The 22,558-nt window shown below is 66.8% G+C and carries 20 protein-coding genes, 1 other RNA gene and 1 pseudogene; 11 read left to right on the top strand and 11 right to left on the bottom strand.

Annotated features, from left to right (window positions below; translation table 11 throughout):
• Nucleotides 1–86 precede the first annotated feature (86 nt).
• From CXQ90_RS16265 to CXQ90_RS16240, 6 genes and pseudogenes are all read left to right on the top strand, one after another.
• Entirely contained in the window at nt 87–512 is a 426-nt protein-coding gene (locus CXQ90_RS16265) for a CoA-binding protein (RefSeq protein WP_104140409.1), read from the top strand.
• Nucleotides 513–648: 136 nt separating this feature from the next.
• A pseudogene (locus tag CXQ90_RS16260) lies at nt 649–1,041 on the top strand (MmcQ/YjbR family DNA-binding protein); the annotation flags it as partial.
• Between the two features lie 86 nt (nt 1,042–1,127).
• Complete coding sequence (locus CXQ90_RS16255; RefSeq protein WP_104140408.1) at nt 1,128–1,676, top strand: DUF1990 family protein; 549 nt, start codon at nt 1,128–1,130, stop codon at nt 1,674–1,676.
• Nucleotides 1,677–1,690: 14 nt separating this feature from the next.
• Nucleotides 1,691–2,317, top strand: coding sequence for a hypothetical protein (locus CXQ90_RS16250; protein WP_104140407.1), 627 nt, complete (start codon nt 1,691–1,693; stop codon nt 2,315–2,317).
• A 121-nt stretch (nt 2,318–2,438) separates the two neighbouring features.
• Nucleotides 2,439–2,756 (top strand): putative quinol monooxygenase, encoded by a 318-nt coding sequence (locus CXQ90_RS16245; protein WP_104140406.1) that lies wholly within the window; start codon nt 2,439–2,441, stop codon nt 2,754–2,756.
• Nucleotides 2,757–2,777: 21 nt separating this feature from the next.
• Entirely contained in the window at nt 2,778–3,071 is a 294-nt protein-coding gene (locus CXQ90_RS16240) for a DUF503 domain-containing protein (protein ID WP_104140405.1), read from the top strand.
• Nucleotides 3,072–3,220: 149 nt separating this feature from the next.
• Here CXQ90_RS16240 and purL read toward each other — a convergent pair whose 3' ends face one another.
• Genes purL through purS form a run of 3 tightly spaced genes read right to left on the bottom strand, consistent with a single transcriptional unit; the run spans nt 3,221 to nt 6,577 of the window.
• Nucleotides 3,221–5,554, bottom strand: a complete 2,334-nt coding sequence (gene purL, locus CXQ90_RS16235) for a phosphoribosylformylglycinamidine synthase subunit PurL (protein WP_104140404.1) — start codon at nt 5,552–5,554, stop codon at nt 3,221–3,223.
• Complete coding sequence (purQ, locus tag CXQ90_RS16230; protein ID WP_104140403.1) at nt 5,551–6,324, bottom strand: phosphoribosylformylglycinamidine synthase subunit PurQ; 774 nt, start codon at nt 6,322–6,324, stop codon at nt 5,551–5,553. Before purQ ends, purL begins: the two co-directional genes overlap by 4 nt.
• A 1-nt stretch (nt 6,325) precedes the next feature.
• A complete protein-coding gene (gene purS / locus CXQ90_RS16225; protein WP_056631212.1) occupies nt 6,326–6,577 on the bottom strand; it encodes a phosphoribosylformylglycinamidine synthase subunit PurS in 252 nt (83 codons plus the stop codon).
• A 238-nt stretch (nt 6,578–6,815) separates the two neighbouring features.
• Between purS and CXQ90_RS16220 the strand changes: the two genes are divergently transcribed.
• Both CXQ90_RS16220 and CXQ90_RS16215 read left to right on the top strand, forming a co-directional pair.
• Entirely contained in the window at nt 6,816–7,001 is a 186-nt protein-coding gene (locus CXQ90_RS16220) for a hypothetical protein (RefSeq protein WP_104140402.1), read from the top strand.
• A gap of 365 nt (nt 7,002–7,366) precedes the next feature.
• On the top strand, nt 7,367–10,462 hold the full coding sequence (locus CXQ90_RS16215; RefSeq protein WP_104140439.1) for a S8 family serine peptidase: 3,096 nt from the start codon (nt 7,367–7,369) through the stop codon (nt 10,460–10,462).
• A 153-nt stretch (nt 10,463–10,615) separates the two neighbouring features.
• Here CXQ90_RS16215 and CXQ90_RS16210 read toward each other — a convergent pair whose 3' ends face one another.
• From CXQ90_RS16210 to CXQ90_RS16200, 3 genes are all read right to left on the bottom strand, one after another.
• Entirely contained in the window at nt 10,616–10,984 is a 369-nt protein-coding gene (locus tag CXQ90_RS16210) for a serine protease inhibitor (RefSeq protein ID WP_104140401.1), read from the bottom strand.
• The gene (locus tag CXQ90_RS16205; protein WP_104140438.1) at nt 10,981–11,901 is read right to left on the bottom strand and encodes a 3-methyladenine DNA glycosylase; all 921 of its coding nucleotides are present in this window, start codon (nt 11,899–11,901) and stop codon (nt 10,981–10,983) included. The genes CXQ90_RS16210 and CXQ90_RS16205 overlap by 4 nt, the downstream gene beginning before the upstream one ends.
• Before the next feature lie 97 nt (nt 11,902–11,998).
• Nucleotides 11,999–12,610, bottom strand: a complete 612-nt coding sequence (locus tag CXQ90_RS16200) for an SSI family serine proteinase inhibitor (RefSeq protein WP_104140400.1) — start codon at nt 12,608–12,610, stop codon at nt 11,999–12,001.
• 244 nt (nt 12,611–12,854) lie between these two features.
• Here CXQ90_RS16200 and CXQ90_RS16195 point away from each other — a divergent pair, with 244 nt between their 5' ends.
• Nucleotides 12,855–15,296 (top strand): S8 family serine peptidase, encoded by a 2,442-nt coding sequence (locus CXQ90_RS16195; protein WP_104140399.1) that lies wholly within the window; start codon nt 12,855–12,857, stop codon nt 15,294–15,296.
• Nucleotides 15,297–15,438: 142 nt separating this feature from the next.
• Here CXQ90_RS16195 and CXQ90_RS16190 read toward each other — a convergent pair whose 3' ends face one another.
• A complete protein-coding gene (locus CXQ90_RS16190; RefSeq protein WP_104140398.1) occupies nt 15,439–15,942 on the bottom strand; it encodes a MarR family winged helix-turn-helix transcriptional regulator in 504 nt (167 codons plus the stop codon).
• A gap of 82 nt (nt 15,943–16,024) precedes the next feature.
• Between CXQ90_RS16190 and CXQ90_RS16185 the strand changes: the two genes are divergently transcribed.
• A complete protein-coding gene (locus CXQ90_RS16185; protein WP_104140437.1) occupies nt 16,025–16,249 on the top strand; it encodes a hypothetical protein in 225 nt (74 codons plus the stop codon).
• A gap of 144 nt (nt 16,250–16,393) precedes the next feature.
• Nucleotides 16,394–16,600 (top strand): hypothetical protein, encoded by a 207-nt coding sequence (locus CXQ90_RS16180; protein ID WP_104140397.1) that lies wholly within the window; start codon nt 16,394–16,396, stop codon nt 16,598–16,600.
• 16 nt (nt 16,601–16,616) lie between these two features.
• Here the strand turns inward: CXQ90_RS16180 and CXQ90_RS16175 are convergent, their stop codons facing one another.
• The 4 genes from CXQ90_RS16175 to ffs form a co-directional block, all read right to left on the bottom strand.
• Entirely contained in the window at nt 16,617–17,975 is a 1,359-nt protein-coding gene (locus CXQ90_RS16175; RefSeq protein WP_104140396.1) for an aspartate kinase, read from the bottom strand.
• Between the two features lie 124 nt (nt 17,976–18,099).
• Entirely contained in the window at nt 18,100–18,699 is a 600-nt protein-coding gene (recR, locus tag CXQ90_RS16170; protein ID WP_056631186.1) for a recombination mediator RecR, read from the bottom strand.
• Nucleotides 18,700–18,800: 101 nt separating this feature from the next.
• Nucleotides 18,801–22,394, bottom strand: a complete 3,594-nt coding sequence (locus tag CXQ90_RS16165; RefSeq protein ID WP_104140395.1) for a DNA polymerase III subunit gamma and tau — start codon at nt 22,392–22,394, stop codon at nt 18,801–18,803.
• An RNA gene (gene ffs / locus CXQ90_RS16160) (signal recognition particle sRNA small type) lies at nt 22,393–22,489 on the bottom strand. Before ffs ends, CXQ90_RS16165 begins: the two co-directional genes overlap by 2 nt.
• Between the last annotated feature and the right edge of the window lie 69 nt (nt 22,490–22,558).

Raw genomic sequence — 22,558 nt, 5'->3', positions numbered from 1 at the left:
TATTCGTTCACGGCGCGAGGGCTGGCCTCCCATTCATTCATTTCTTCGGTAACTGCGTCGAATCACCGCAGGAGTAGGCTTGATGTATGGCCCACATTAACGATCGAGCAGTCATTGAACGCCTCATGCGAACCAAGGGGACGTGGGCGATCGTAGGCCTCACCACCAATGAGTGGCGTTCCGCGTACGACGTCGCCCTGTACGTCCGGGACCGCATGGGCATGGAGATCATCCCGGTGAACCTCCCCGGGGATGACGTCCACGGGGAGAAGGGATACCGCTCCCTGGCGGAAATCCCGGCGGAGAAGCACCCCATTGACGTCGTGGAGTGCTTTGTGAATTCTCAGAAAGTGGGGCCGGTGATTGATCAGGCCATCGCGGTGGGCGCCAAAGCCGTTTGGCTGCAGCTGGGCGTCTTCGACGACGCTGCGGTGGAGCGCGCTAAGGCCGCAGGACTGGATGTGGTGGTGGACTCGTGCCCCGCCCGCGAAGGCTGGCACTTCGGCCTCTGAACCGGACGTCCGAAGCGCTCCAGGAATGGGTTCCGCGGACGTCCAACCGCTGGCTCCGGGCGGAAGTGCGTCCAAGCCGCCCTACCGCGTAAGTCGAAGACTGGCACCGCCGTGGAAGGCTTTGTAGGCTCGCTGCATGGACACAGCCGAACTCCGGGAGATCTGCCTCAGCTTCCCGGGTGCCTTCGAGGACTTTCCCTTCGGCCCGGAGACGTCCGTCTTCAAGGTCCGTGCGGCCGTGGCCGGAGGCGCCCGGCAGGGAGCCAAAATGTTCGCGGCCTCCGCGATGGATCCGGCGGACTGGTCCGTGAGTCTCAAGTGCGAACCGGCGCTGGCCGAACAGCTTCGCGCGGCACACCCCGAAATTACCGGCGCCTGGCACATGAACAAGACCCACTGGAACGGCGTCCGGCTGGACGGCTCGTTGCCGGACGACATGATCCGCGACATGGTGGAGGATTCCTACGACCTTGTTGTGGCGTCACTGACCCGGAAGCAGCAGGAGCAGCTTGGCTGGGCACGTTTGGCAGGCGCCCGCGGCGGGACATCCGGCGACGGCTCTTCCGACTCCGACTCCTCCCCTCCCGTCGACGCCGCCCGCGCGGGGCGGCAGCGTTGACCGAAAAGCGCCTGGCGCGCGGCGAGCTCAACTACCCCGGCGTCGGCTTCACCGAGCATGGCCAGTCACCGGAGGGATTCCATCGACTCGTGTCGCAGACCTACCTCGGCGTGGGCATCGCGGTCTACCGCCGGGTGGCGCAGGGGATACTCGGCTGGGAGCTGCAGCGGCGGTCCGGGCTGCGGGTCCGCACCGAGTCCGACGTCGTGGTCCCCGGCGCGCGCGTGGTGAGCGGATTCGGCGTCGGTCCGTTCCGCATCAACGCGCCCTGCGAGGTGGTGTGGGTCCACCCGCCGCAGCCGGTCGGCGCGCCGCAGAGTGCCGGGTTCGCGTACGGCACCCTGCCCGGGCACCCCGAGCGTGGCGAGGAGGCGTTCGAGGTCGAGATCGACGCCCAAGAAAGGGTGTTTCTCAAGATCACCGCCTTCAGCAGGCACTCCAATTGGTTCTACGCGGCCGGCGGCGCACTGGCCAGGCGGGCGCAGAGCCTGATCACTTCCCGATACATTCAAGGTGCACGCCAACTCGCCGCAGGTGAAAGCTGATCAGGAGAAGGTACATGCTGGACCAAAAGACCCTTGACCGTTTATGGAATTTCGAGGATCCGGAGCTGTCCGAGCAGCGTTTCCGGGATGCGATGGCCGACCAGAAGTACGACGCCGACGAAAGGGCCGAGCTTGCCACCCAGCTGGGGCGGGCGATCGGACTGCAGGGCCGCTTTGAAGAGGCGGACGCACTGCTCGATGCGATTGACGGGGAGGATGAGCCAACCATCGGCGTCCGAATCCTGCTCGAGCGCGGACGGGTCCTGAATTCGAGCGGACATGCCGCGATGGCCGTGCCGCTGTTCGAGCAGGCGGCCGAGCTCGGTGACCATCTCGGCGAGGAATTCCTCGCGGTGGACGCGCTGCACATGCTGGCCATTGCCGACTCCGCCCATGCGGAAACCTGGACCCGGAGCGCGCTGGAGTACGCTTCCACCGCCCACGACGCCTTCGCCAGGCGCTGGATGGTGGCGCTGCACAACAATCTGGGCTGGACGCTCCATGGCGCCGGCCGGATGACGGAGGCCCTGGTGGAGTTCCAGTTGGCCGAACAGTGGGCGGAGCGGGTGGGAACGCCGGCCCAGCAGCAGTACGCCCGGGAAGCGATCGGCGAGTGCGAGCATGCCCTGGCAGGCGGCTGAGTCGGCGTCGAGGGTGCTGAGTCCGCGCCGAGGGCACGGGCCGCGACGGCCGGTGGAAGAATTGACCCTTTGAAGTGCAAGGACTGAACCCAGCAGAGCCACGATTGGAAGGCGATCTCCCGTGATTTTCATTGTCGTTAAGTTCAAGGTCAAGCCCGACTGGTCCGATAGGTGGCTCGACCTCGTGGCCGACTTCACCGAGGCCACCCGGCGGGAGCCCGGCAACCTCTGGTTCGACTGGTCCCGCAGCGTGGACGATCCCCATGAGTTTGTGCTCGTGGAAGCGTTCAAGGACGACGCCGCCGGGGACCACGTCAACAGCGCCCACTTCAAACAGGCCATGGCGGACATGCCGCAGGCACTCGCGGAGACACCCCGGATCATCAGCCGCCAGCTCGACGGCGAGGGCTGGGACCGGATGGGTGAACTCACCATCTGAGCCCGCCGATACGATTAAGCCATGTGGATCGGATGGATAGAGTTCGACATTCTGCTGGGGGACGTCCAGAGCCTGAAGGAGAAGCGCTCCGTCGTCAGGCCGCTGCTGGCGGAGATCAAACGCCGCTTCGACGTCTCCGTGGCGGAGGTGGGGGACCACGAGCAGTACCGGCGCACCCAGGTGGGGGCCGGACTGGTCGCTGCCGACCGGGCACACCTCGTGGAGGTGCTCACCGCCGTCGAACGCTTCGTGGCCTACCGACCCGAACTCGAACTCCTCAGCGCCCGCCAGCGGGAACTCCACAGCGAGGACTAAAGCAGAAAACCGCGGCGGTTTCGGACTTCCGCCCCCGGGATCCGGGGTGCGTTGGTCCGAAACCGCCGCGGTTTCAGGGGCGGCGGCGGGTGGGCCCACGCCGCCAGGGTTCCCTGGCCGAGCTTGCGAGGCTGGGGCGGCGGTGGGGACTAGCCGAAGTACTTCGGCAACGTGGCCTCGTGGGCTTCGCGCAGTGAATCAAGCGAGAGAGCGTCCACGCCGTTGATCTCCAGCTGGCCGCTGGCTGCGTCCACCACGCCGATGCGGGTGTGGGCGAAGCCGCGGGCGGTGCACATGTCCGTGAAGCGGACCTCCTCGGAGCGCGGGACGCCAACGATCGCGCGGCCCTGGGTCTCGGAGAACAACGCCGTGAACAGGTCCACGCCGTCGCGGTCCAGGACATCCTGGAGGGCGATCCGGGCACCCACGCCGTAGCGCAGCGCGGACTCCACGAGGGCAGCCGCGAGGCCGCCTTCGGAGAGGTCGTGCGCGGAGTCGACCATGCCGTCGCGGGACGCGTTGATCAGGATTTCACCCAGGGCGCGTTCGGCGGCGAGGTCAACCTTGGGCGGCAAACCGCCGAGGTGTCCGCGCATGTTGGACCATTCCGAGCCGTCCAGTTCTGCTGCCGTGGTGCCCAGCAGGTAGATGGCCTGGCCGTCCTCGCGCCAGCCCGACGGCGTGCGGCGGGCGACGTCGTCGAGCTTGCCCAGTACCGCCACCACGGGGGAGGGGTGGATGGGCGTGGTGCCGGTCTGGTTGTACAGCGAGACGTTGCCGCCGGTGACCGGGATGCCCAGCTCCATGCAGGCGTCGGACAGGCCACGGATGGCCTCGGCCAGCTGCCACATGACGTCCGGGTCCTCGGGGGAGCCGAAGTTCAGGCAGTCGCTGACGGCCATCGGCACGGCGCCGGAGGTGGCAACGTTGCGGTAGGCCTCAGCCAGCGCCAGCTGTGCGCCGTGGTACGGGTCAAGGTAGGTGTAGCGGCCGTTGGCGTCGGTGGCCAGGGCCACGCCGAGTCCGCTTTCCTGGTCCACGCGGACCACTCCGGCATCGTCCGGGAATGCCATGGCCGTGTTACCGCCCACGTAACGGTCGTACTGGTTGGTGATCCAGGACTTGTCGCACATGTTCGGCGAGGCAACGAGCTCGGTGACGGCTGCGGCCAGTTCCGCCGGGGCGGAGGGCCGGCCCGCATCCTGCACGGAACCCGTGAAGGAATCGGCCTGGACGGTGTCCTGCCATTCCGGGCGGGCGTACGGGCGGTCGTAGACCGGGCCGTCGTGGGCAACGGTGCGCGGGTCGACGTCGACAATGACCTCGCCTTCCCACGTGATGATCAGGCGGCCGGTGTCAGTCACCTCGCCCAGCCAGGAGTACTCCACGGCCCACTTGTCCATGACAGCTTCGAACGCTGCGATGTTCTCGGGAGTGACCACGGCCATCATGCGTTCCTGCGACTCGGACATCAGGATTTCACCCGGCGTCAGAGTGGGGTCCCGCAGCAGGACGGAGGTCAGCTCAACCTCCATGCCGCCGTCACCGTTGGAGGCGAGCTCGGACGTGGCGCAGGAGATGCCTGCGGCTCCCAGGTCCTGGATCCCCTCAACCAGGGAGCCCTTGAAGAGCTCGAGGCAGCACTCGATCAGGACCTTCTCGGCGAAGGGGTCGCCCACCTGGACGGCGGGGCGCTTGGACGGCTTGGTGTCGTCGAAGGACTCCGAGGCCAGCACCGAAGCGCCGCCGATGCCGTCGCCGCCGGTGCGGGCACCGAACAGCACCACTTTGTTGCCCTTGCCGGAGGCGTTGGCGAGGCGGATGTCCTCGTGGCGCATCACGCCTACGGCCAGCGCGTTGACCAGCGGGTTCCCCTGGTAGACGGAATCGAAGACCATTTCGCCGCCGATATTGGGCAGGCCCAGGGAGTTGCCGTAGCCGCCGATGCCGGCAACGGCACCGTGCATGACGCGGGCGGTGTCCGGGTGGTCAATGGCGCCGAAGCGCAACGGATCCATCACGGCCACCGGGCGGGCGCCCATGGAGATGATGTCGCGGACGATGCCACCGATGCCGGTTGCGGCGCCCTGGTAGGGCTCCACGAACGACGGCGAGTTGTGGGACTCGATCTTGAACGTCACGGCCCAGCCGTCGCCCAGGTTGGTGACGCCGGCGTTTTCACCGATGCCCACCAGCATGTCCTTCTTCATCTCCTCGGTCACCTTTTCGCCGAACTGGCGCAGGTGGTTCTTGGAGGACTTGTAGGAGCAGTGCTCGCTCCACATCACGGAGTACATGGCCAGCTCGGCGCCGGTCGGGCGGCGGCCCAGGACCTTGACGACCTCATCGAACTCGTTCTGCTTGAGGCCCAGTTCGGCCCAGGGCAGTTCGGTGTCCGGCGTCTTGGCGGCGTTCTCGACCGTGTCGATGTTGAACTTCCGGGCCGTGTCCACGGGCGCTGCCACTGAGGGTGTCTCCGTCATTTGTTTGCTCCCACGATCTTGTTCAGGACAGAGGTGAAGAATGCGAGGCCGTCGGTGTCCGATCCGCCGATTCCGTCCAGGGACTCGGGACCGTAGCCCACCTCCACCGCGTGCTCCGGGTGCGGCATGAGGCCCACCACGTTGCCGGCGGCGTTGGAGATGCCGGCGATGTCGCGCCGTGAGCCGTTCGGGTTGAAGCCCACGTAGCGGAACACGACGCGGCCTTCGGCCTCGAGGGCGTCGAGGGTTTTCTCGTCCGCGATGTATTGGCCGTCCTGGTTCTTCAGCGGCACCGTGATCTCCTGGCCCGCCTCGTAGTCGAGGGTCCAGTCGGTGCTGTTGTTTTCAACCCGCAGCACCTGGTCGCGGCACATGAACTTCAGGTGGTCGTTTTTGATCATGGAGCCGGGCAGCAGGTGCGACTCGGTGAGGATCTGGAAGCCGTTGCAGATGCCCAGCACGGGCAGCTTGGCCCCGGAGTTGGCGGCGTCGATGATCTTGGACATCAGCGGAGCAAAGCGGGCGATGGCGCCGGCGCGGAGGTAGTCGCCATAGGAGAACCCGCCGGGAATGACGACGGCGTCCACGTCACCGAGTGCGTTGTCCGCGTGCCACAGCGGCACGGGCGTGCCGCCGGCGAGGCGGACAGCGCGGGCGGCGTCGCGGTCATCAAGAGTGCCAGGGAAGGTTACGACGCCGATTTTGGCACCCGCGAGCCGCGGCTCGGCGGCAACGGCGACTGCCTCGCCGATCAGGGGAAGTTCAGTCATTTCAGGCCTCGACGACCTCGACGTTGACGACGTCCTCGATCACGGGGTTGGACAGCAGGGTCTCCGCGGCTTCGCGGGCCTGGGCCAGGATTGCGTCGGTCACCTCGCCGTCGACGGTCAGTTCGAAACGCTTGCCCTGGCGGACAGAGCTAAAGCTGGTGAAGCCCAATCGGGGGAGGGCACCCACGATGGCCTTCCCCTGCGGGTCCAGAATCTCGGGCTTGGGCATGACGTCGACAACGATCCGGGGCATCCGGTAACTCCTGTGCATGAGCATTGGGTAAGGGCGCAGCGGAGTGGTGCCGTCTCACGCCATTCCTCTGTGGCCTGGGGGTACAAATGGCACAACATGGACGAGCGCTCCGCGAGCTTGCTTGCCCATTCTACCGGCCCCGGCGCTGCACGCCGTATTCGGGGCTGGGGGCGCCGGAGCGCACGACGGACGACGGCGGGCTCTGGCCCGCCGTCCCTGCCGTCAGTAGGATGGCGGGATGGCTGAGAAACCGAAATCCGTACTGTTGCCGATGGTTGCTGCCGCTGTATTCGCCGGACTGGGCAAGATGGTCCTCCAGAAGATCAAGGCTGACCGCGCTGCCAAGCAGAACCGCGTCGCAGGCCCGGTGGACGAGAAGACACGCCAGTGGATCAGTGACGTGGTCCGCACGCCCCGGCAATAACCGGCCGGACAGCGGCGCCGCAGCGGCGCCAATACCGACTGCCCCAAGACCGCATGCGGCAACCCACCGCATGCGGCGACGGCGGGTGCCCATCGCGGGTGCCCGCCGCGGCTTTTAACGGGAACTGTTTCCGAGTGACAACCGCAAAATTTCTGTTTGTGTTCTATGTCATAACTACCTATCAGTAGGTACTGTGGGATCGGCTGCCGTTCGCGTGATCTGACAAAACCTGTCAAGCGACGTGACACGACACCATTGCGCCCGGCGGCGTGGCCGGGGCCGTTCCTTATGAAAGGTTCAAATCACTCGTGAAATCAGCAGGAAAAAGCTTCTTCCGAAGCCGGGGGGCCCGGAAAGCAGCGGCACTGTGTGTCGGTCTGCCTTTGCTCCTTTCATCATTAGCAGCCTTGCCGGCCACCGCCGCCCCGATCCAGGGCACGGCGCCGGCAGCCCAGCAAAAGACCATCAATCCGAACGACTACCAGGCCGGCCGCTACATTGTGGTCCTGGCCGAAAAGCCCGCAGCCACGTACGACGGCGGCACGCACGGGCTGCAGGCCACCAAGCCGCGCTCGGGCCGGAAACTCGACGCGGACCGCGCCGAGGTGCAGCGGTACCAGGCACACCTTGAGGCGAAGCAGACGGAAGTGGCTCGCCAGCAAAACGTGCAGATCCGGCACCGCTACACCGCGGCGCTGAACGGCTTTAGCGCGACGCTGACCGCGGACCAGGCCGTGAGCCTCGCCAAGGACCCCGCCGTTGTCGCGGTCGCACCGGACACCCAGCGGGCACCGGACTATTCCACCACCGACTTCTTGAAGCTCAGCGGAGCCAACGGAACGTGGAACACCAAGTTCGGCGGCCAAGACGGCGCGGGCAAGGGTGTTGTGGTGGGCGTCATCGACTCCGGGTACACCCCCTCCAGCGAGTTCTTCGCGGGCAGCGACGTGAAGCCCCTGACCGGCGAAGCGCAGGTCGGCGTGCCCTACCGCACCGGTGACGGCAAGATCGCCATGCTGAAGTCCGACGGCAGCACCTTCGAAGGTGAATGCCAGGCGGGCGAAAAATTCGACGGCAGCGCCTGCAACTCCAAGATCCTGAGCGCCCGCTATTTTTCCGAGGGCTTTGAGGCAACCGTGGCCAAGAAAGACCGCGCACCGGAGGAGCTCATTTCCCCCGTTGACGTCGGCAGCCACGGAACGCACACCGCCAGCACCGCCGCCGGCAACGCCAACGTGGAAACCTTCGTGGACGGGCGCAGCTTCGGCCTCACGAGCGGAATTGCCCCGGCAGCCAAGCTCGCTATCTACAAGATCTGCTGGGAGGACAATGACCCCGGCACAGGCGGCTGCTACACCTCCGCGGCCATCGACGCGATCGACCAGGCCGTGCTGGACGGTGTCGACGTCCTGAACTACTCCATCTCCGGAACCACCTCCACCACCACGGATCCGGTGTCCCTGGCGTTCCTGTCGGCAGCGTCCGCGGGGATCTTTGTGGCGGCCTCGGCTGGTAACTCCGGCCCCGAAGCCAGCACGGTGAACCACGGGGAGCCGTGGGTCACCACCGTGGCCGCCAGCAGCTTCTCCCAGGAGCTGCAGGGCACGGTGGAGTTCTCCGACGGCAGCAAGTTCCGGGGCGCCAGCATCATGAACCGCCAGGTTGCCGGCGCCGGCGTCGTGATCGCCGCCGACGCTGCTTCCGGGCAGGATGCGGCTCCGCGGCTGTGCGGCCCGGGCTCGCTGGACCCGTCGAAAATCGCCGGGAAGGTGGTGGTCTGTGACCGCGGCACCTATGACCGCGTGGCCAAGAGCGCCGAGGTGGCGCGCGGCGGCGGCGTCGGGATGATCCTGGTGAACGTGACCGCATCGTCGCTCGACGCGGACAAGCACTCCGTCCCCACCGTCCACGTCAACCCGCCGGCCACCGAAACGATCAAGGCCAAGGTGGCGGCAAACCCGGCCATCACGGTCTCCCTCGTCAACAAGGACACCACGGGACTGCCGGCCGAGGCGCAGCCGCAGATCGCCGGCTTCTCCTCCCGCGGACCGCTGATCGCCACGGACTCGGACCTGCTCAAGCCCGACGTCGCAGCGCCCGGCGTTGCTGTCCTGGCCGGTGTCTCACCGATCGGCGCAGGCGGCGATAACTTCGGATTCATGTCCGGCACGTCCATGGCCTCACCCCACGTGGCCGGTTTCGGCGCCCTCATCCTGGGCAAGAACCCGGCATGGTCTCCGGCAGCCGTAAAATCGGCCATGATGACCACAGCTGGCGATATCAAGCTTGCCGACGGCACGAAGAACACCGATGTGTTGGCCACCGGCGCCGGGCAGGTTGATCCCGCCCGGGTACTGGATCCGGGACTGGTCTATGATGCCGACGGCGATGACTACCTGAGGTTCATCCAGGGCACCGGCGTGGACCTGGGCATGCCCGGCCTCGGTGCCACTAGGCCGCGCGACATGAACGTACCTTCCTTCTCGCTGGGCAACCTTGCCGGCAAGATCGAAGTCACCCGCACGGTGACGGCGCTGACGCCGGGCGTCTACCGCGCCAAGGCCAGCGTGCCGGGAGTGAAGGTCACGGTGACCCCGTCCATCCTGACGTTCGGCGCGGCCGGCGAAAAGCTCACGTTCAAGGTGTCCTTCGAAAACCAGAGCGCAAAGCTGGGGCAGTTCGTCGCCGGTTCGCTCACCTGGCAGGGCGCCAACAAGAACGTGGCTTCGCCGATCGCCGTCCGTCCGCAGTCGGTCGTGGCGCCCAAGAACGTCGCGTTCACCTCTGCGGCAGGCAACGGGACCGGAAACATCAGCATTGTCTCGGGTTCCAACTCGCCGACGAACGTGACGCTGGACGGACTGTCCAAGGCGGATTCCTCAGCCATTGAACTGGTTCCCGGGCCGTTCAAGTACGCGGCGGATGCCTCGAACTTCGTCAAGACTGTGGAGGTCCCGGCCAATGTTCCGCTGGCCAGGCTGTCCGTAACCTCCGCGGATGAACGTGCCGACTTCGACATGGTGGTGGTCACGCCAAGCGGCCAGGCGATCGTTGTTGCCACGGCCGCGGCCAGCGAATCGGTTTCCATCCCCAACCCGGCCGTGGGCACGTACCAAGTGTTCGTGAACCTCTACGACAACCCCACCGGCCAGGCAACCAAGGCATCCGTGGATGCTGCGGTCCTCGGCGCTAACGAGGGCAACGCAACTGTCACCCCTGACCCCTTGAGGCTCGCCAACGGCAAGGCCGGCAAGCTCGCCCTCGCCTGGAAAAACCTCACGCCCGGTTCTTACATCGGCCGGGTGACGTTCGACGGTGCCAGTGCACCCACATTCGTCAGTGTGGTGGTGGCACCGGGGACTGCTGCCGTTCCGCCGGCTTCGGAAGATCCGAAGAAAAAGAAGGAAACGGGGAAGGTTGTCAATGACGACCTGACGCGGACACCGGATAACTCCATCTAGGAAGGTCCCGGATCCGGGTTCCCCAAGGGTTCCTGACAGCAATGGCCGGCGGTTAACACCGCCGGCCATTGCCGTTAAGCGGCAGTGTCGCTGAGACGGCAGCCGCACACGCACGGCCAGCTGCACCCGCACGGCCCCCAAAGGGTGCCAGGCTCAGATGGCCCCGGTAGAGCCGGCAATGCCGCCCAAGAGCGGGGACAGTGCGCGCCAGCGCGCGATCTCGCAGCCGTCCGTCAGGGAGAACCGCGAATGGACGCTGCGTCCGCCAAAGTGGCCGGTCACGACTGCCACCTGCGGACCGCCGTACTGCTGCGTGCAGAGTTTGGGCGGGCCAGGCCTGGGAAAGAAGATCCGTTCACCGAAGCGTTCGACGGCGGCAACCGCCCCTGCCGGGTCCGGCAGCGTTGATTCGGCGAGCCGGCCGGAGTGGCAGACCAGCGTGAAGACGTGGGCAGAACCGCCGGGTGCCTCGGTCAGGGTGACGGTCAGGTCGAAGTCGGGAGCCGGTTCTGTGCTGTTCACTGCCGCGCCTCCGGCCCGAGGGCCGCGAACAGCGGCGCCAGCTCCGCCAATAGCCGGGTCCGGAGCGCCTGGGCCTCGGCGGAGAAAGCCCGCTGGTGCTCCACGTAGGCGGCCTTGCCCTCCGTCGTCTCGATCGGAATCGGCGGGTAGCCCCACTCCGTGAGGTCGTAGGGGGAGGCCTGCATGTCCATGGCCCGCACCCGCCAGGATAGCTCAAAGCAGTCCATCACCAGTTCGCTGGGCAGGGCGGGTGAGAGCTTGTAGGCCCACTTATATAGATCCATGTTCGCGTGCAGGCAGCCGGGCTGCTCCATGGTCCGCTGGTTCTCCCTGCTTGGCTCGAGTTGGTTCAGCGGCACAGCGTCCGGGGTGTAGAACCGGAAGGCGTCAAAATGCGAGCAGCGGATCCTGTTGTCCTCGACCACCCTGTCGGTGCCGGAGGCCCCCAGCCGCAGGGTCAGGTATTCGTGGCGGAGTTCGAATTTTTCCTGGCGGTAGACCATGGCCCACTCATGAAGGCCGAAGCATCCGAACTGGGCCGGGCGAGCGGCTGTGCCCGCCAGGATGACCTGGGCGAAAAGCACCGCATCCCGACGCTCGGCCAGGAACAAGGTTCGGTCGAGGGTCACGGCAATGGTGCCCGCCGGCAGCCCGGCGGCGGCTAGTTCGTCGGCGCTGACTGCGCGGTAGTACTTCCAGCCTGTGCGTGCGGCTGCCTCCGCGCCGGTGAGCACAGTGCCGTCCCCTGGGTGCCAGCGCATGAGCTGGCCGGGCTTTTGCGTGTAGTAGGTGAAGAGAAAATCCTCCACCGGATGCTTGCGGCCAGCTGACCGGCGTGCGAGGTAGGGGTCGGCGTAACGGGATACGCGCTCAGCGTGGGCGGCTTCACGTGCACTCCAGTCGCCGGGAGGAAGCACGAGCGGGCGGGCGGGCGTCGTCAACGCCGGGTCCGGCAGTTTCTTGGCCTGCTCCACAACATTAGCCAGATCCACGGCAGTAGATAGGTCCACAGTGCTATACAGACCCACTGGAGGAACCCAGGATGTCCTGGGCGGCGTTCCATGCGCCGATTTCGCAGCCGTCCCGCAAGGCGAACGTTGTCTCGACCGGCGTGCCGTCGACCACTCCGGTCACGGTGGCAACCTGTGGGCCGCCGAATTGCTGTGTGCAGGAGACGTCCTTGTTTGGTGCAATTCGGTTCAGGATGGCCGCATTCTTCTTCAGTGCCGTGCAGGCGGCAGCGGCCTTGGGGTGCTCGCTTTCGGCCACAGGGGCCCCGCCCTTGCACACCAGCGTGTAGTTGACGGCCGTTGCGTCTTTGGAGGCCTTCACAGTGATGGAAAGCTCGGCGTCACCGGTTCCGGGGCCTGACGGCAGCGGCGCAGCGCTCGGTGGCGCCGGAGCGGGAACGGTGGTCTCGGCGTCGGGCGGTGTAGTGCCCGGAGCCGGGCTGGCGGGGGAGGACGTTCCCGGACCGGGCGTGGCTTCCGGTGACGGCGTTCCGGTGCCGGGGGATTCGCTGGTGGGCGTCGGCGAAGGCTGGCCGGTTCCGGTGTCAGGGGTGCAGGCGGCTAGGCCGCCCATCGCTCCGAGGGCGAGCAGCACAGAAATCAGTTGCTTGCGCATGCCGGGTCTCCTCAAGTTTTTCCTATTCTACCGTCGGCGGCTTCCGGTCGCCGGAACGGGCCGGTAACGGTCGCCGGCGATTGCTAACGGAAGGGTATCGATTCTTGGCGGCGTCCGCGGTATCTTTCTGACATCGACGGGTGCGCGGCTACAACCAAAGAGTGATGACGCCCATGGGGGGCAGAGCGTCCAGTTCGTGGGACCGATGGTCTACAGGTCCAAGAACAAAGGAAGGCATCTCCCCATGACCCCCCATCCAGAAACTTCCCGCCCCGGACTACGCAGGCGGCTGCCCGCAGTACTGGCCGCCGCACTTGCAATGGTCGTCAGCCAGGGCCTCGCCGTGCCGACGGCGGCAGCACCGGGACCGTCCTCCGGACAGGCGGCCGCACTGGCGCCCGTCCGCTCCGGCGACTCCTCGTTCGACGACGGCCGCTACATTGTGATGCTCAAGGACAAGCCGCTGGCCACCTACTCGGGCGGCGTGCCGGGCATTCCTGGCACGGCCGTTCCGAAGGGCAAGAAACTGAACCCCTCCGGCCCCAACTCGCGTAAGTACGACGCGCACCTCAAGGCCAAGCAGAGGCAGGCGGCCGCTGCGAAGGGCGTGACAATCAACAGGAGCTTCACCCTGGCCGTCAACGCCTTCAGCGCCGCACTCTCGGCGGCACAGGTGCAGGGGCTGGCCGGGGACAAAAACGTGCTGGCCGTGGTCCCTGACAGCCTGCGCAAGCCTGACTACTCCACCACCGATTTCCTCGGCCTTCCCGGCGGGGACGGTGTCTGGAAAAAGCAATTCGGCGGCGCAAGCAAAGCCGGCAAAGGCGTGGTTGTGGGAGTGCTGGACACCGGCTACTCCCCGGACAACCCGTTCTTCGCCGGTGACGAGGTGCAGGCGATCTCCGGCACTCCCGGGGTGGGCGAGCCCTTCCGGCTCCAAGGCAACGTCATTGGCATGCGGAAGGCCAACGGCGGAACATTCGTGGGCAACTGCGTAAGCGGTGACGGCTTCGACGGCACCGAGTGCAACAGCAAGGTGCTCGGGGCCCGGTTCTACGACCAGGCCTACAAGGCCGCGGTGCCCCCTGAGTTCCGGTCGCCGGCGGAACAGTTTTCCCCGCTGGATGTCAACGGCCACGGTTCGCACACGGGCAGCACTGCCGCCGGGAACAGCGGTATCACCCAGGTGGCGGGCGGACGGGACTTCGGCAAGAGCTCGGGCGTGGCGCCGGCGGCGAAGCTGGCCGTGTACAAGGTCTGCTGGGAAGGCACGGTCCCGGAGGCAACTGGCTGCCTGGAATCCGACATCCTCAACGCCATCCAGGATGCCGTCTTGGACGGCGTCGACGTACTGAACTACTCCATTTCCGGCAACAATGATTCAACGATCGACGCCGTGTCCCTGGCCTTCCTTAACGCTGCAGCGGCAGGGGTGTTCGTGGCGACGTCGGCAGGCAACGCCGGGCCGGGCGCAGGCACTGTGAACCATGCGGGTCCCTGGCTGACCAGCGTTGCGGCCTCCACGTTCGACAACTCCCTGCGCGGGACCGCCGAGCTTTCCACCGGCGACAAATTTGCCGGGGCCAGCGTGATGGGCTCCGAGGTGAACTCGAAGCCGATCGTCCTTGCGGTGACGGTGAAGGCGGCCGCTGCCGTGGCCGCGAACGCGGCCCTTTGCGCTCCGGACACACTGGACCCGGCCAAGGCGGCCGGAAAGATCGTGGTCTGTGACCGGGGTGTGGTGCCGCGAGTCGCCAAGAGTGACGAAGTGAAGCGCGCCGGCGGCGTGGGCATGGTGCTGGTCAACCTTACTCCGGGCTCACTGGACGCGGACCTGCACAGTGTCCCCACGGTTCACGTTGACGACCCCAAGGTGAAGGACGTGGTGACGGCGAATCCGGGGCTGACTGCAAGCCTTAAGGCCACTGACACCACGGGCGCGAAGCTGCCGCCGGTGCCCCAGATTGCGGAGTTCTCCTCCCGCGGGCCAACACTGGCATCCGACGGCGACCTGCTGAAGCCGGACGTCACGGCTCCGGGCGTGGCAGTGCTCGCGGCCGTTTCGCCGGTCGGGTTCAAGGGTGAGGACTTCGGGTTCTTGTCCGGCACCTCCATGGCGGCGCCGCACATCGCGGGCTCCGGAGCCCTCCTGCTCGGAAAGAACCCGCAGTGGTCCCCGATGGCGGTAAAGTCCGCCATCATGACCACCGCCTACGACCTGGTCAACGCTAACGGTGCCGCTGTGCACGACGTCTTCGCCCAGGGCGCCGGTCACGTGGATCCGGCTAAGTTCGCTTCGCCGGGGCTCGTCTACGACGCTGGGATCGCCGACTGGATGGGGTTCCTCCAAGGGCAGGGATTCGCATTGGGTGTGGCGCCGATCGCCGCAAAGGATGTCAACGTGCCGTCAGTGGCACTTGGTGCACTGGCCGGCAGCCAAACCGTCACCCGCAGAGTCACGGCATTGACGGCGGGAACCTACCGGGCGGCCGTCACGCTTCCCGGCATCACCGCGACGGTAAGCCCTGCCGAGGTGACCCTGGCTAAAGGTGAGAGCGCAACCTTCACGGTCACCTTCACCACCGCCGGAGCACCGCTGAACGCGTATTCCATGGGGTCGCTGACATGGACCTCGTCCAAGAACAGCGTCCGCTCTCCGGTGGCGGTGCGGCCCGTGGCGCCGTAGCGGCCAGCGGCCGCCCGGGGAGGGCGGCAAGGCATCCGGGTAACAACGGACGACGCCGGCCCTCACCGCACGTGGTGAGGGCCGGCGTCGTGCGTGTGGCAGTTTCGCTGACTGTTGGGCAGGCGCTGGCGCCGGTGAAGCGCTAGTTCCGGGCGGAACCGGTGGCGGCGATGAGGTCCGTCATGGCGCGGTGCAGGCTTTCCACCTGTTCCCGGGTCAGGCCCAGCCTGGCCATCATGATGCCCGGAACCTCGGTGGCCTGCCGGCGCAGGGCGGTTCCGGCGGGGGTCAACGCTACGGCCAGGGCGCGTTCGTTTCCTTTCACGCGGCGCCTGGTGATGAGTCCGGCCGTTTCCAGGCGGCGGAGCAGCGGCGAGATGGTGGCGGGCTCCTGGGCCAGCGCATCGCTGATGTCACGGACCGAGCGGGGACTGGATTCCCACAAACACAGCATGACCAGGTACTGGGGATGCGTCAGCCCCAGCTTGTCCAGCACCGGTTTGTACGCGCCGACGACGCTGCGGGAAGCGACCGTCAGCGCGAAGCACAGTTGGCGCTCCAGCAGGAGGTCGTCCTCGAGTGCTTCGGCGCCTGCCGCTGGCCCTGTGGCGGAGGAAGTGACGTGGGCTTCCGGTCGGCCGGTCATGGGCATCCCTTCGATAGTTAGTGCACTAATGATTAGTGTATCGTTGATTCTGGCAGTGGTCCTGAGATGGAGGGTGGATTCCGTGGAGAAAGAGAACGCATCGCAGAGGTTCATGCGCGCGACCGGCAAGCTCAGGGCGATCTTCGGCCCGGCCAACCGCAGTTCCTTGGGGCATGACATGACCGAGGAGAACCGCAAGCTGCTCGCCCAGCGCGAGGCCGAGACCCGGCAGTGGGAAACAGTGAAGCGCCCGGACGGCAGCACCTATGTGGTGCCGCGCAACCCGGACGACAAGTCCCTGCGCTAGATCCGGTACCTATCACCTGCGCCCTTCGCCTGCCCCCGACCGTTATGCGGGGGCCATTTTCGTGGTCCCGGCGTAAAATAAGGGCACTGGCAGTATGGAAGAGCAGTTGCTCTCCGCCTTCGATCAAGGAAGGGGGTGGGACTTGTGGCACATGTGCTTGCTGGCTTCATGGACATAACCGACAGGCTGCGGTTCATATTCGGCCCTGCCACGCAGGGCGATCCGACAATGCCGGTGGTTCACCTGCACGACGAATTTGAGCACGCTTCAGAGGACGATCTGGCCCAGTTTGAAGTCGAGACAGACTCCGAGGGGCACCACTACGCAGTCCGTAAGAGCGACACCAGGTAGGGCTTCCCGCCGGTGTTTAGCGGCCCGTGCCGCCGTAAACGGTGGCTTCTGCTTCGCTGTCCAGATCGAAGGCCTTGTGGATGGCGCGGACAGCGTCATCCAGGAGGTCTGCGTGCGTCACGACGGAGATGCGGATCTCCGACGTGGAAATCATGTTGATGTTGATGCCGGCAGCGGACAGTGCCTTGAAGAACGTGGCGGAGACGCCCGGGTGTGAACGCATGCCGGCGCCGATCAGGGACAGCTTGCCGATCTGCTCGTTGTACTCGATGCTCTCGAAGCCGATCTCCGGCTGGGCCGCACGGAGGGCTGCCAGGGCATCCGCCCCTTCGACGATGGGAAGGGTGAACGAGATGTCCGTGCGCCCGGTGCCGTGCGTGGAGACGTTCTGGACGATCATGTCGATGTTCGAATGCGCGTCGGCGATCACCTGGAAAATCGCTGCAGCCTTGCCGGGAATGTCCGGTACACCCACAACGGTGACCTTCGCTTCCGAGCGGTCGTGTGCAACGCCGGAGATGATTGGCTGCTCCAAGGCAACTCCCTCTTGAGTCGTGATCTTGTCATCGGCGCCGGGCAGGACCCAGGTGCCTTCATGCTGGCTGAATGAGGAGCGGACGTGCAGCGGCACGCCGAAACGCCGGGCGTATTCCACGCACCGCAGATGAAGGATCTTGGCGCCGGAGGCGGCCAGTTCCAGCATCTCCTCGCTGGAGATGCGGTCGATTTTCTGCGCGGACGGAACAACGCGGGGATCAGCGGTGTAGATGCCGTCCACGTCCGTGTAGATCTCGCACACGTCGGCCTCGAGGGCGGCGGCGAGGGCCACCGCCGTCGTGTCCGAACCTCCGCGGCCCAGGGTGGTGATCTCGTTCGTGGTGCGGCTCATGCCCTGGAAGCCGGCCACGATGGCGATGTGCCCCTTATCCAGGGCCGTCCGGATGCGGTGCGGGTCGACGTCGATGATCCGGGCTTTGCCGTGGATGCCGTCGGTGATCATGCCCGCCTGGGAACCGGTGAAGGACTGCGCGGACGCGCCGAACTTGTTGATGGCCATCGCCAGCAGGGCCATGGAGATGCGTTCACCGGCGGAGAGGAGCATGTCCATCTCCCGAGCCGGAGCAGAGTCGGTGACCTGCGCGGCGAGGTCAAGGAGTTCGTCGGTTGTGTCGCCCATGGCCGAGACGACGACAACCACTTCGTTGCCGGCCCTCTGCGCATCTACGACTCGCTTCGCAACCCGCTTGATGCCGTCAGCGTCGGCCACCGAGGAGCCGCCGAACTTCTGCACAATGAGCTGCGTGGTGACGGTGTCACTGACGGCCAGCTCCTGCGGCTGAGGTTCGGTCTTCACATCGGTACTGGGCATACTCATGCGTGCACCCTCACTGGATCAATCGGAGTTTTGGAGGCCAGGCGGCCTTGCGGCGCGACGGCGTAACTAATGCCAACAGTTTATCGCCGCCGTCCGTCTCGCGTTGAATTGTGACCCTGGGCGGTCAGCTCAGGGCGTTCCGGCGGCCTTCGAAGGCCCGGCCCAAGGTGACTTCATCGGCGTATTCGAGGTCGCCGCCAACCGGCAGTCCGGAGGCGAGCCGGGTGACAGTGATGCCGATCGACTTGAGCATCCGTGCCAGGTACGTTGCGGTCGCTTCGCCCTCCAGGTTCGGGTCGGTGGCAATGATGATTTCCTGGATGGCGCCGTCATTGAGCCGGGTGAGGAGCTCGCGGATCCGCAGCTGCTCGGGGCCGATGCCCGCGATCGGATTGATGGCGCCGCCCAGCACGTGGTACCTGCCGCGGAATGACCGGGTGCGCTCCACGGCCAACACGTCCTTGGATTCCTCCACAACACAGATAACGGACGGGTCCCGGCGCGGGTCCCGGCAGATGTTGCACAATTCCTGCTCTGTCACGTTGCCGCAGGCTGTGCAGAACTTGACGCGCTCCTTCACCGTGGTGATGGCCTCCACCAGCCGCTTCATGTCCTGGGGGTCGGCCTCCAGAATGTGGAAGGCCAGCCGCTGGGCCGACTTCGGCCCCACGCCGGGGAGGCGTCCGAGCTCATCGATCAGCTCTTGAACTGCACCCTCGTACACAATGTCCTCGATTACTTGGTTGGAAGGCCGCCGGCCGGCAAGGCCGGCGCGGCGGAACGCCGGGCAGGGACGCCCGGCTGTCAGGCGGTGATCAGTTGGGCCTAGTAGCGGGGCAGCAGCGGGCTTCCGTCGAGCGACCGTTCCTCAATGAGCTTTCCGCCCAGAATACGCTCGACGGCGGCCCGGCCAAAGACGCCGGACTCCTCGATCGTTTCGTCGTCCGCACTGGGAATGTCCTGCACGAAGGGCGCCGCGGACTCGGCCTGCCGGGCAGGCGCCTTGGCCCGTCCTGCCTCGGCCTCGGGGCTGTTGGACAGCCGCTGGTAAAGGCTCAGCTTTCCGTTGCCGGGTGCCGGCGGCGCTGCCGTAGCCGCTCCAGCCGAGTGGACTGTAGCGGTGGCCGCGCCGGGCTGCTTAACCGGAGCAGCGCTCGGCGCGAAGGCCGGCACCCGCACCTGTGTTTGGGCACCGGCAGCTGTTTGTGCGCCGACGGCCTGCGCGGAGGGTGCCGGAACGCTGTGTGGCTGAATGCCGTGTGCCGGGACACCGTAGTCATGGCTGCCGGACGCCGGGGCGCCTGCCATGGCATAAGCGGGGGCGAACTGGGGCACGTCCGTTTGGGGCGTTACGGCCGGCGGGGGAGCGCCGCCGCTGTCCGGCGGTTGAACCGGGCCGGCCGCGGGGAACGGTGCAGCGTCAGGGACGGTCGGCACCGGGCGTTCGGTGCGGGGAACCTGCGCTGCTGCCGGCTCGTAGCTCGGGGCGGCTGGCGCCGGGGGAACCGTCTCCGACGCACCGCCGGGTTCGCCCTGCGTCTTGCCGACGTTGGATTCGGAACCGAGGAGCCACACCCCTGGAGCCTGTTCCACGGCCCGCGTCCACGGATCATCAGACGTCTCCCGCGCGGCAGTGCGGCCACCGGAGGCGGCGGAGGCCGGCCCGACGGAAGCGGGGGCGGCGCCAGCGGGTGCTGTGCGGGTATGGTCGGGCGACGACAGGGCAGGGCGTGCGGGAGCCTGGCCTGCAGGTTCCCAGTCCATGGGCGGTTCTTCATCCAGGGGCGGAGCGTCCTCGTCGAGAGGGGGGCCCCAGTCGTCATCCGGGTAGGAATAGGCGCCGGCCTGCGGGGCGTCAAACGTGTGCCCGGGCGAATCCTGCCCGTGGCCGTGCGACGGCTGGCTGCCAGCTGCGCTGCGGGCGTCCCCACCAGAGGGCAGGGCTGCTTCAGTACGGGCGACGTCAGCACGGGCGACGTCGGCCGAGCCTGATTCGGCCGAGCGGGAGGCGGCCGCAGGGTCCGCCGGGCCTGATTCGGCCGAGCGGGAGGCGTCCGCAGGGTCCGCCGATGGGGCGGCGGCTGCCGACCAGGCCGCAGCCGACGACGGCGCAGGCGCGGAATCGGCCGGGCTCGCTGCGGGCACCGGGTCCGCAGCCGCTGGTTGCGCACCCGCCGGAATCACATTTGAGGGGACTCCGTCGGAAGGACCGCCAGCTGAGGGAACAGCGTCGGAACGATCCGCGGCGGAGGCAACGGAGTCGGCGCGGCTCTGTGAAGCCGGCGCTGAAGCCTGCGTTGTATCCGGTGTGGCGGGGGCGAGCCCCCAGTCCGCATCAGTTGTGGTAGCCGGGATGTCCCGGCTGGTAGGAGCTTTTGGGTTTGGCTCAGAGCTCGCTGCGCTGCTGGATCCGGCCGCCACCGCAGTGATCTGGCAGTCAATGCCGATCGTCTTGTGGATGGCTTGCCGCAAGTTCTCGGAGTGGTCCGCCCGGCCGAAGGCCCCGGCCAGTCCGGACGTCGTGAAGACGAGGGTAAGCACCTGGCCGTCGAACTGGCCAACCTGGGCGTTCGGCTCCACGAGGGCCCATGTGCTGCGCTTGATCTTGGTGAGGGTCTGCAGGATCTCCGGCCAGGCGCGGCGAAGAACCTCGACGTCGGCACCTGGGCCCGCTGGTGCGGATACCGCACGCTGCGGCGGAGCGGTCTGGGCCGCGGCCGGTTCCGGCCGTGACTCCGGACCCCGGGCAGTCGGCGTGCCAGGAAGCGGCCGTGAGTCGCTCGCGGGCGGCGCCGGTTGGACAGACGCCGACTGGACACGCGCCGGCTGAACAGGCGCTGGCTGGACAGGCGGTACGGCCTGCTCACCGGAAGCGGGCCGGGGCTCTTGCGCGGGCTGGGCGGGCCGGCTCGGCGGAGCAGCTTCCCGTCCGGCTGCCGCTGGCGACGGCTCCGAAGCCGCCCTGCGGACGCCCGAAGGTGACTCATCAACCGGCCAGTCATTGGTACTGATCCGGGGTGCAGCAAGGGGCTCCCGTTCGGCTTGCGCAGTGACGGGCGCAGCAGCCGGTTGCCGGACAGGGGAAGGCTGTGCGGCCGGAACAGCCGGTGCAGACGGAGCCGCTGGAGTAGCAGCCGCCGCCGGCTGAACGGGAGCCGCTGGAGTAGCAGCCGCCGCCGGGGCTGGGGGAACGGCGGCGGGAGCGCCGACGTCGTTCCCCGCGTAGTTCAGCCTCCGTTCCACACGGTCAATCCGGGCTGCGATCCCGCGTTCGGTCTGTTCGGCGCTGGGCAGCAGGATGCGGGCGCAGAGGAGTTCGAGGTGCAGCCGCGGTGACGTGGCGCCGGTCATTTCCGTCAGCGCGGTGTTGGTGACGTCGGCCGCGCGGGAAAGCTCCGCCGCGCCGAGGTTGTGCGCCTGGTTGTGCATCCGGGCAATCTGGTCTGCGGGCATGCCGCGAAGGATGGACTGGGCGCTCTCCGGCATTGCCTGGACGATGATGAGGTCCCGGAACCGCTCCAGGAGGTCTTCCACGAAGCGGCGGGGATCGTGCCCCGTCTGGATGACGCGGTCCACCGCCCGGAAGACAGTTGCGGAGTCAGAGGCTGCGATCGCCTCGACGACGTCGTCCAGGAGTGAAGCGTGCGTGTAGCCAAGGAGCGCGACGGCGAGCTCATAGTCAAGGCCATCGGGGCCGGCGCCGGCCATCAGCTGGTCAAGGACGGAAAGGGAATCGCGGACGGACCCGGCTCCGGCGCGGATGACCAGCGACAGCACGCCCGGCGCTACGGGCACGTTCTCCTGCTTGCAGAGAAGTTCCAGATAGGCCATCAGCGGCTCGGGCGGCACCAGGCGGAAGGGGTAGTGATGCGTGCGGGACCGGATGGTCCCGATGACCTTCTCCGGTTCCGTGGTGGCAAAGATGAATTTGATATGTTCCGGGGGCTCTTCGACAATCTTCAGCAGCGCGTTGAAGCCGGCCGACGTGACCATGTGGGCTTCGTCGATGATGAAGATCTTGTAGCGGTCCCGCACCGGAGCATAGGTGGCGCGCTCGCGGAGGTCCCGGGCGTCGTCGACACCGCCGTGGCTGGCGGCGTCGATCTCGATCACATCGAGTGACCCGGAGCCGCCGCGGGCCAGTTCCACGCAGCTGGGGCACACGCCGCAAGGGGTGTCGGTGGGGCCCTTGGCGCAGTTGAGGCAGCGGGCCAGAATGCGGGCGGATGTGGTCTTGCCACAGCCTCGCGGGCCGGAGAACAAGTAGGCGTGGTTCACCCGGTTTTTCCGCAGCGCCGTCATGAGCGGCTCCGTGACATGTTCCTGCCCGATAACGTCCGCGAACGAATCGGGGCGGTATCTACGGTAGAGGGCAGTAGTAACAGTCACAGAGAAAACCCTACCAATCGGGACTGACATAAAAGACCCCTCATGCACCCGCCAGAGCCCGTTTACCCTTGCTACCTTCCGGTCCTGGGGGAGTTCAACAGGATGACGCCACATGAGGGGCCGTCAGACAGTTTACCCGAAGTTTCGGTGTGCCCCGAATCGGCTCGGGACCTGCCGCCCGGGCCCGATACCAA

It is taken from the genome of Arthrobacter sp. ZGTC131, assembly GCF_002929275.1.
In the GTDB taxonomy this organism is placed as follows: domain Bacteria; phylum Actinomycetota; class Actinomycetes; order Actinomycetales; family Micrococcaceae; genus Arthrobacter.
This window is presented reverse-complemented; position numbering and strand designations above follow the sequence as displayed.

Coding starts and splice junctions, on each gene's coding strand:
- purS (WP_056631212.1), bottom strand. CDS start 6,577: ATGCCCCGGATCGTTGTCGACGTCATGCCCAAGCCCGAGATTCTGGAC.
- CXQ90_RS16220 (WP_104140402.1), top strand. CDS start 6,816: ATGGCTGAGAAACCGAAATCCGTACTGTTGCCGATGGTTGCTGCCGCT.
- CXQ90_RS16200 (WP_104140400.1), bottom strand. CDS start 12,610: ATGCGCAAGCAACTGATTTCTGTGCTGCTCGCCCTCGGAGCGATGGGC.
- CXQ90_RS16265 (WP_104140409.1), top strand. CDS start 87: ATGGCCCACATTAACGATCGAGCAGTCATTGAACGCCTCATGCGAACC.
- CXQ90_RS16165 (WP_104140395.1), bottom strand. CDS start 22,394: ATGTCAGTCCCGATTGGTAGGGTTTTCTCTGTGACTGTTACTACTGCC.
- CXQ90_RS16250 (WP_104140407.1), top strand. CDS start 1,691: ATGCTGGACCAAAAGACCCTTGACCGTTTATGGAATTTCGAGGATCCG.
- purL (WP_104140404.1), bottom strand. CDS start 5,554: ATGACGGAGACACCCTCAGTGGCAGCGCCCGTGGACACGGCCCGGAAG.
- CXQ90_RS16175 (WP_104140396.1), bottom strand. CDS start 17,975: ATGAGTATGCCCAGTACCGATGTGAAGACCGAACCTCAGCCGCAGGAG.
- purQ (WP_104140403.1), bottom strand. CDS start 6,324: ATGACTGAACTTCCCCTGATCGGCGAGGCAGTCGCCGTTGCCGCCGAG.
- CXQ90_RS16190 (WP_104140398.1), bottom strand. CDS start 15,942: ATGACCGGCCGACCGGAAGCCCACGTCACTTCCTCCGCCACAGGGCCA.
- CXQ90_RS16195 (WP_104140399.1), top strand. CDS start 12,855: ATGACCCCCCATCCAGAAACTTCCCGCCCCGGACTACGCAGGCGGCTG.
- CXQ90_RS16240 (WP_104140405.1), top strand. CDS start 2,778: ATGTGGATCGGATGGATAGAGTTCGACATTCTGCTGGGGGACGTCCAG.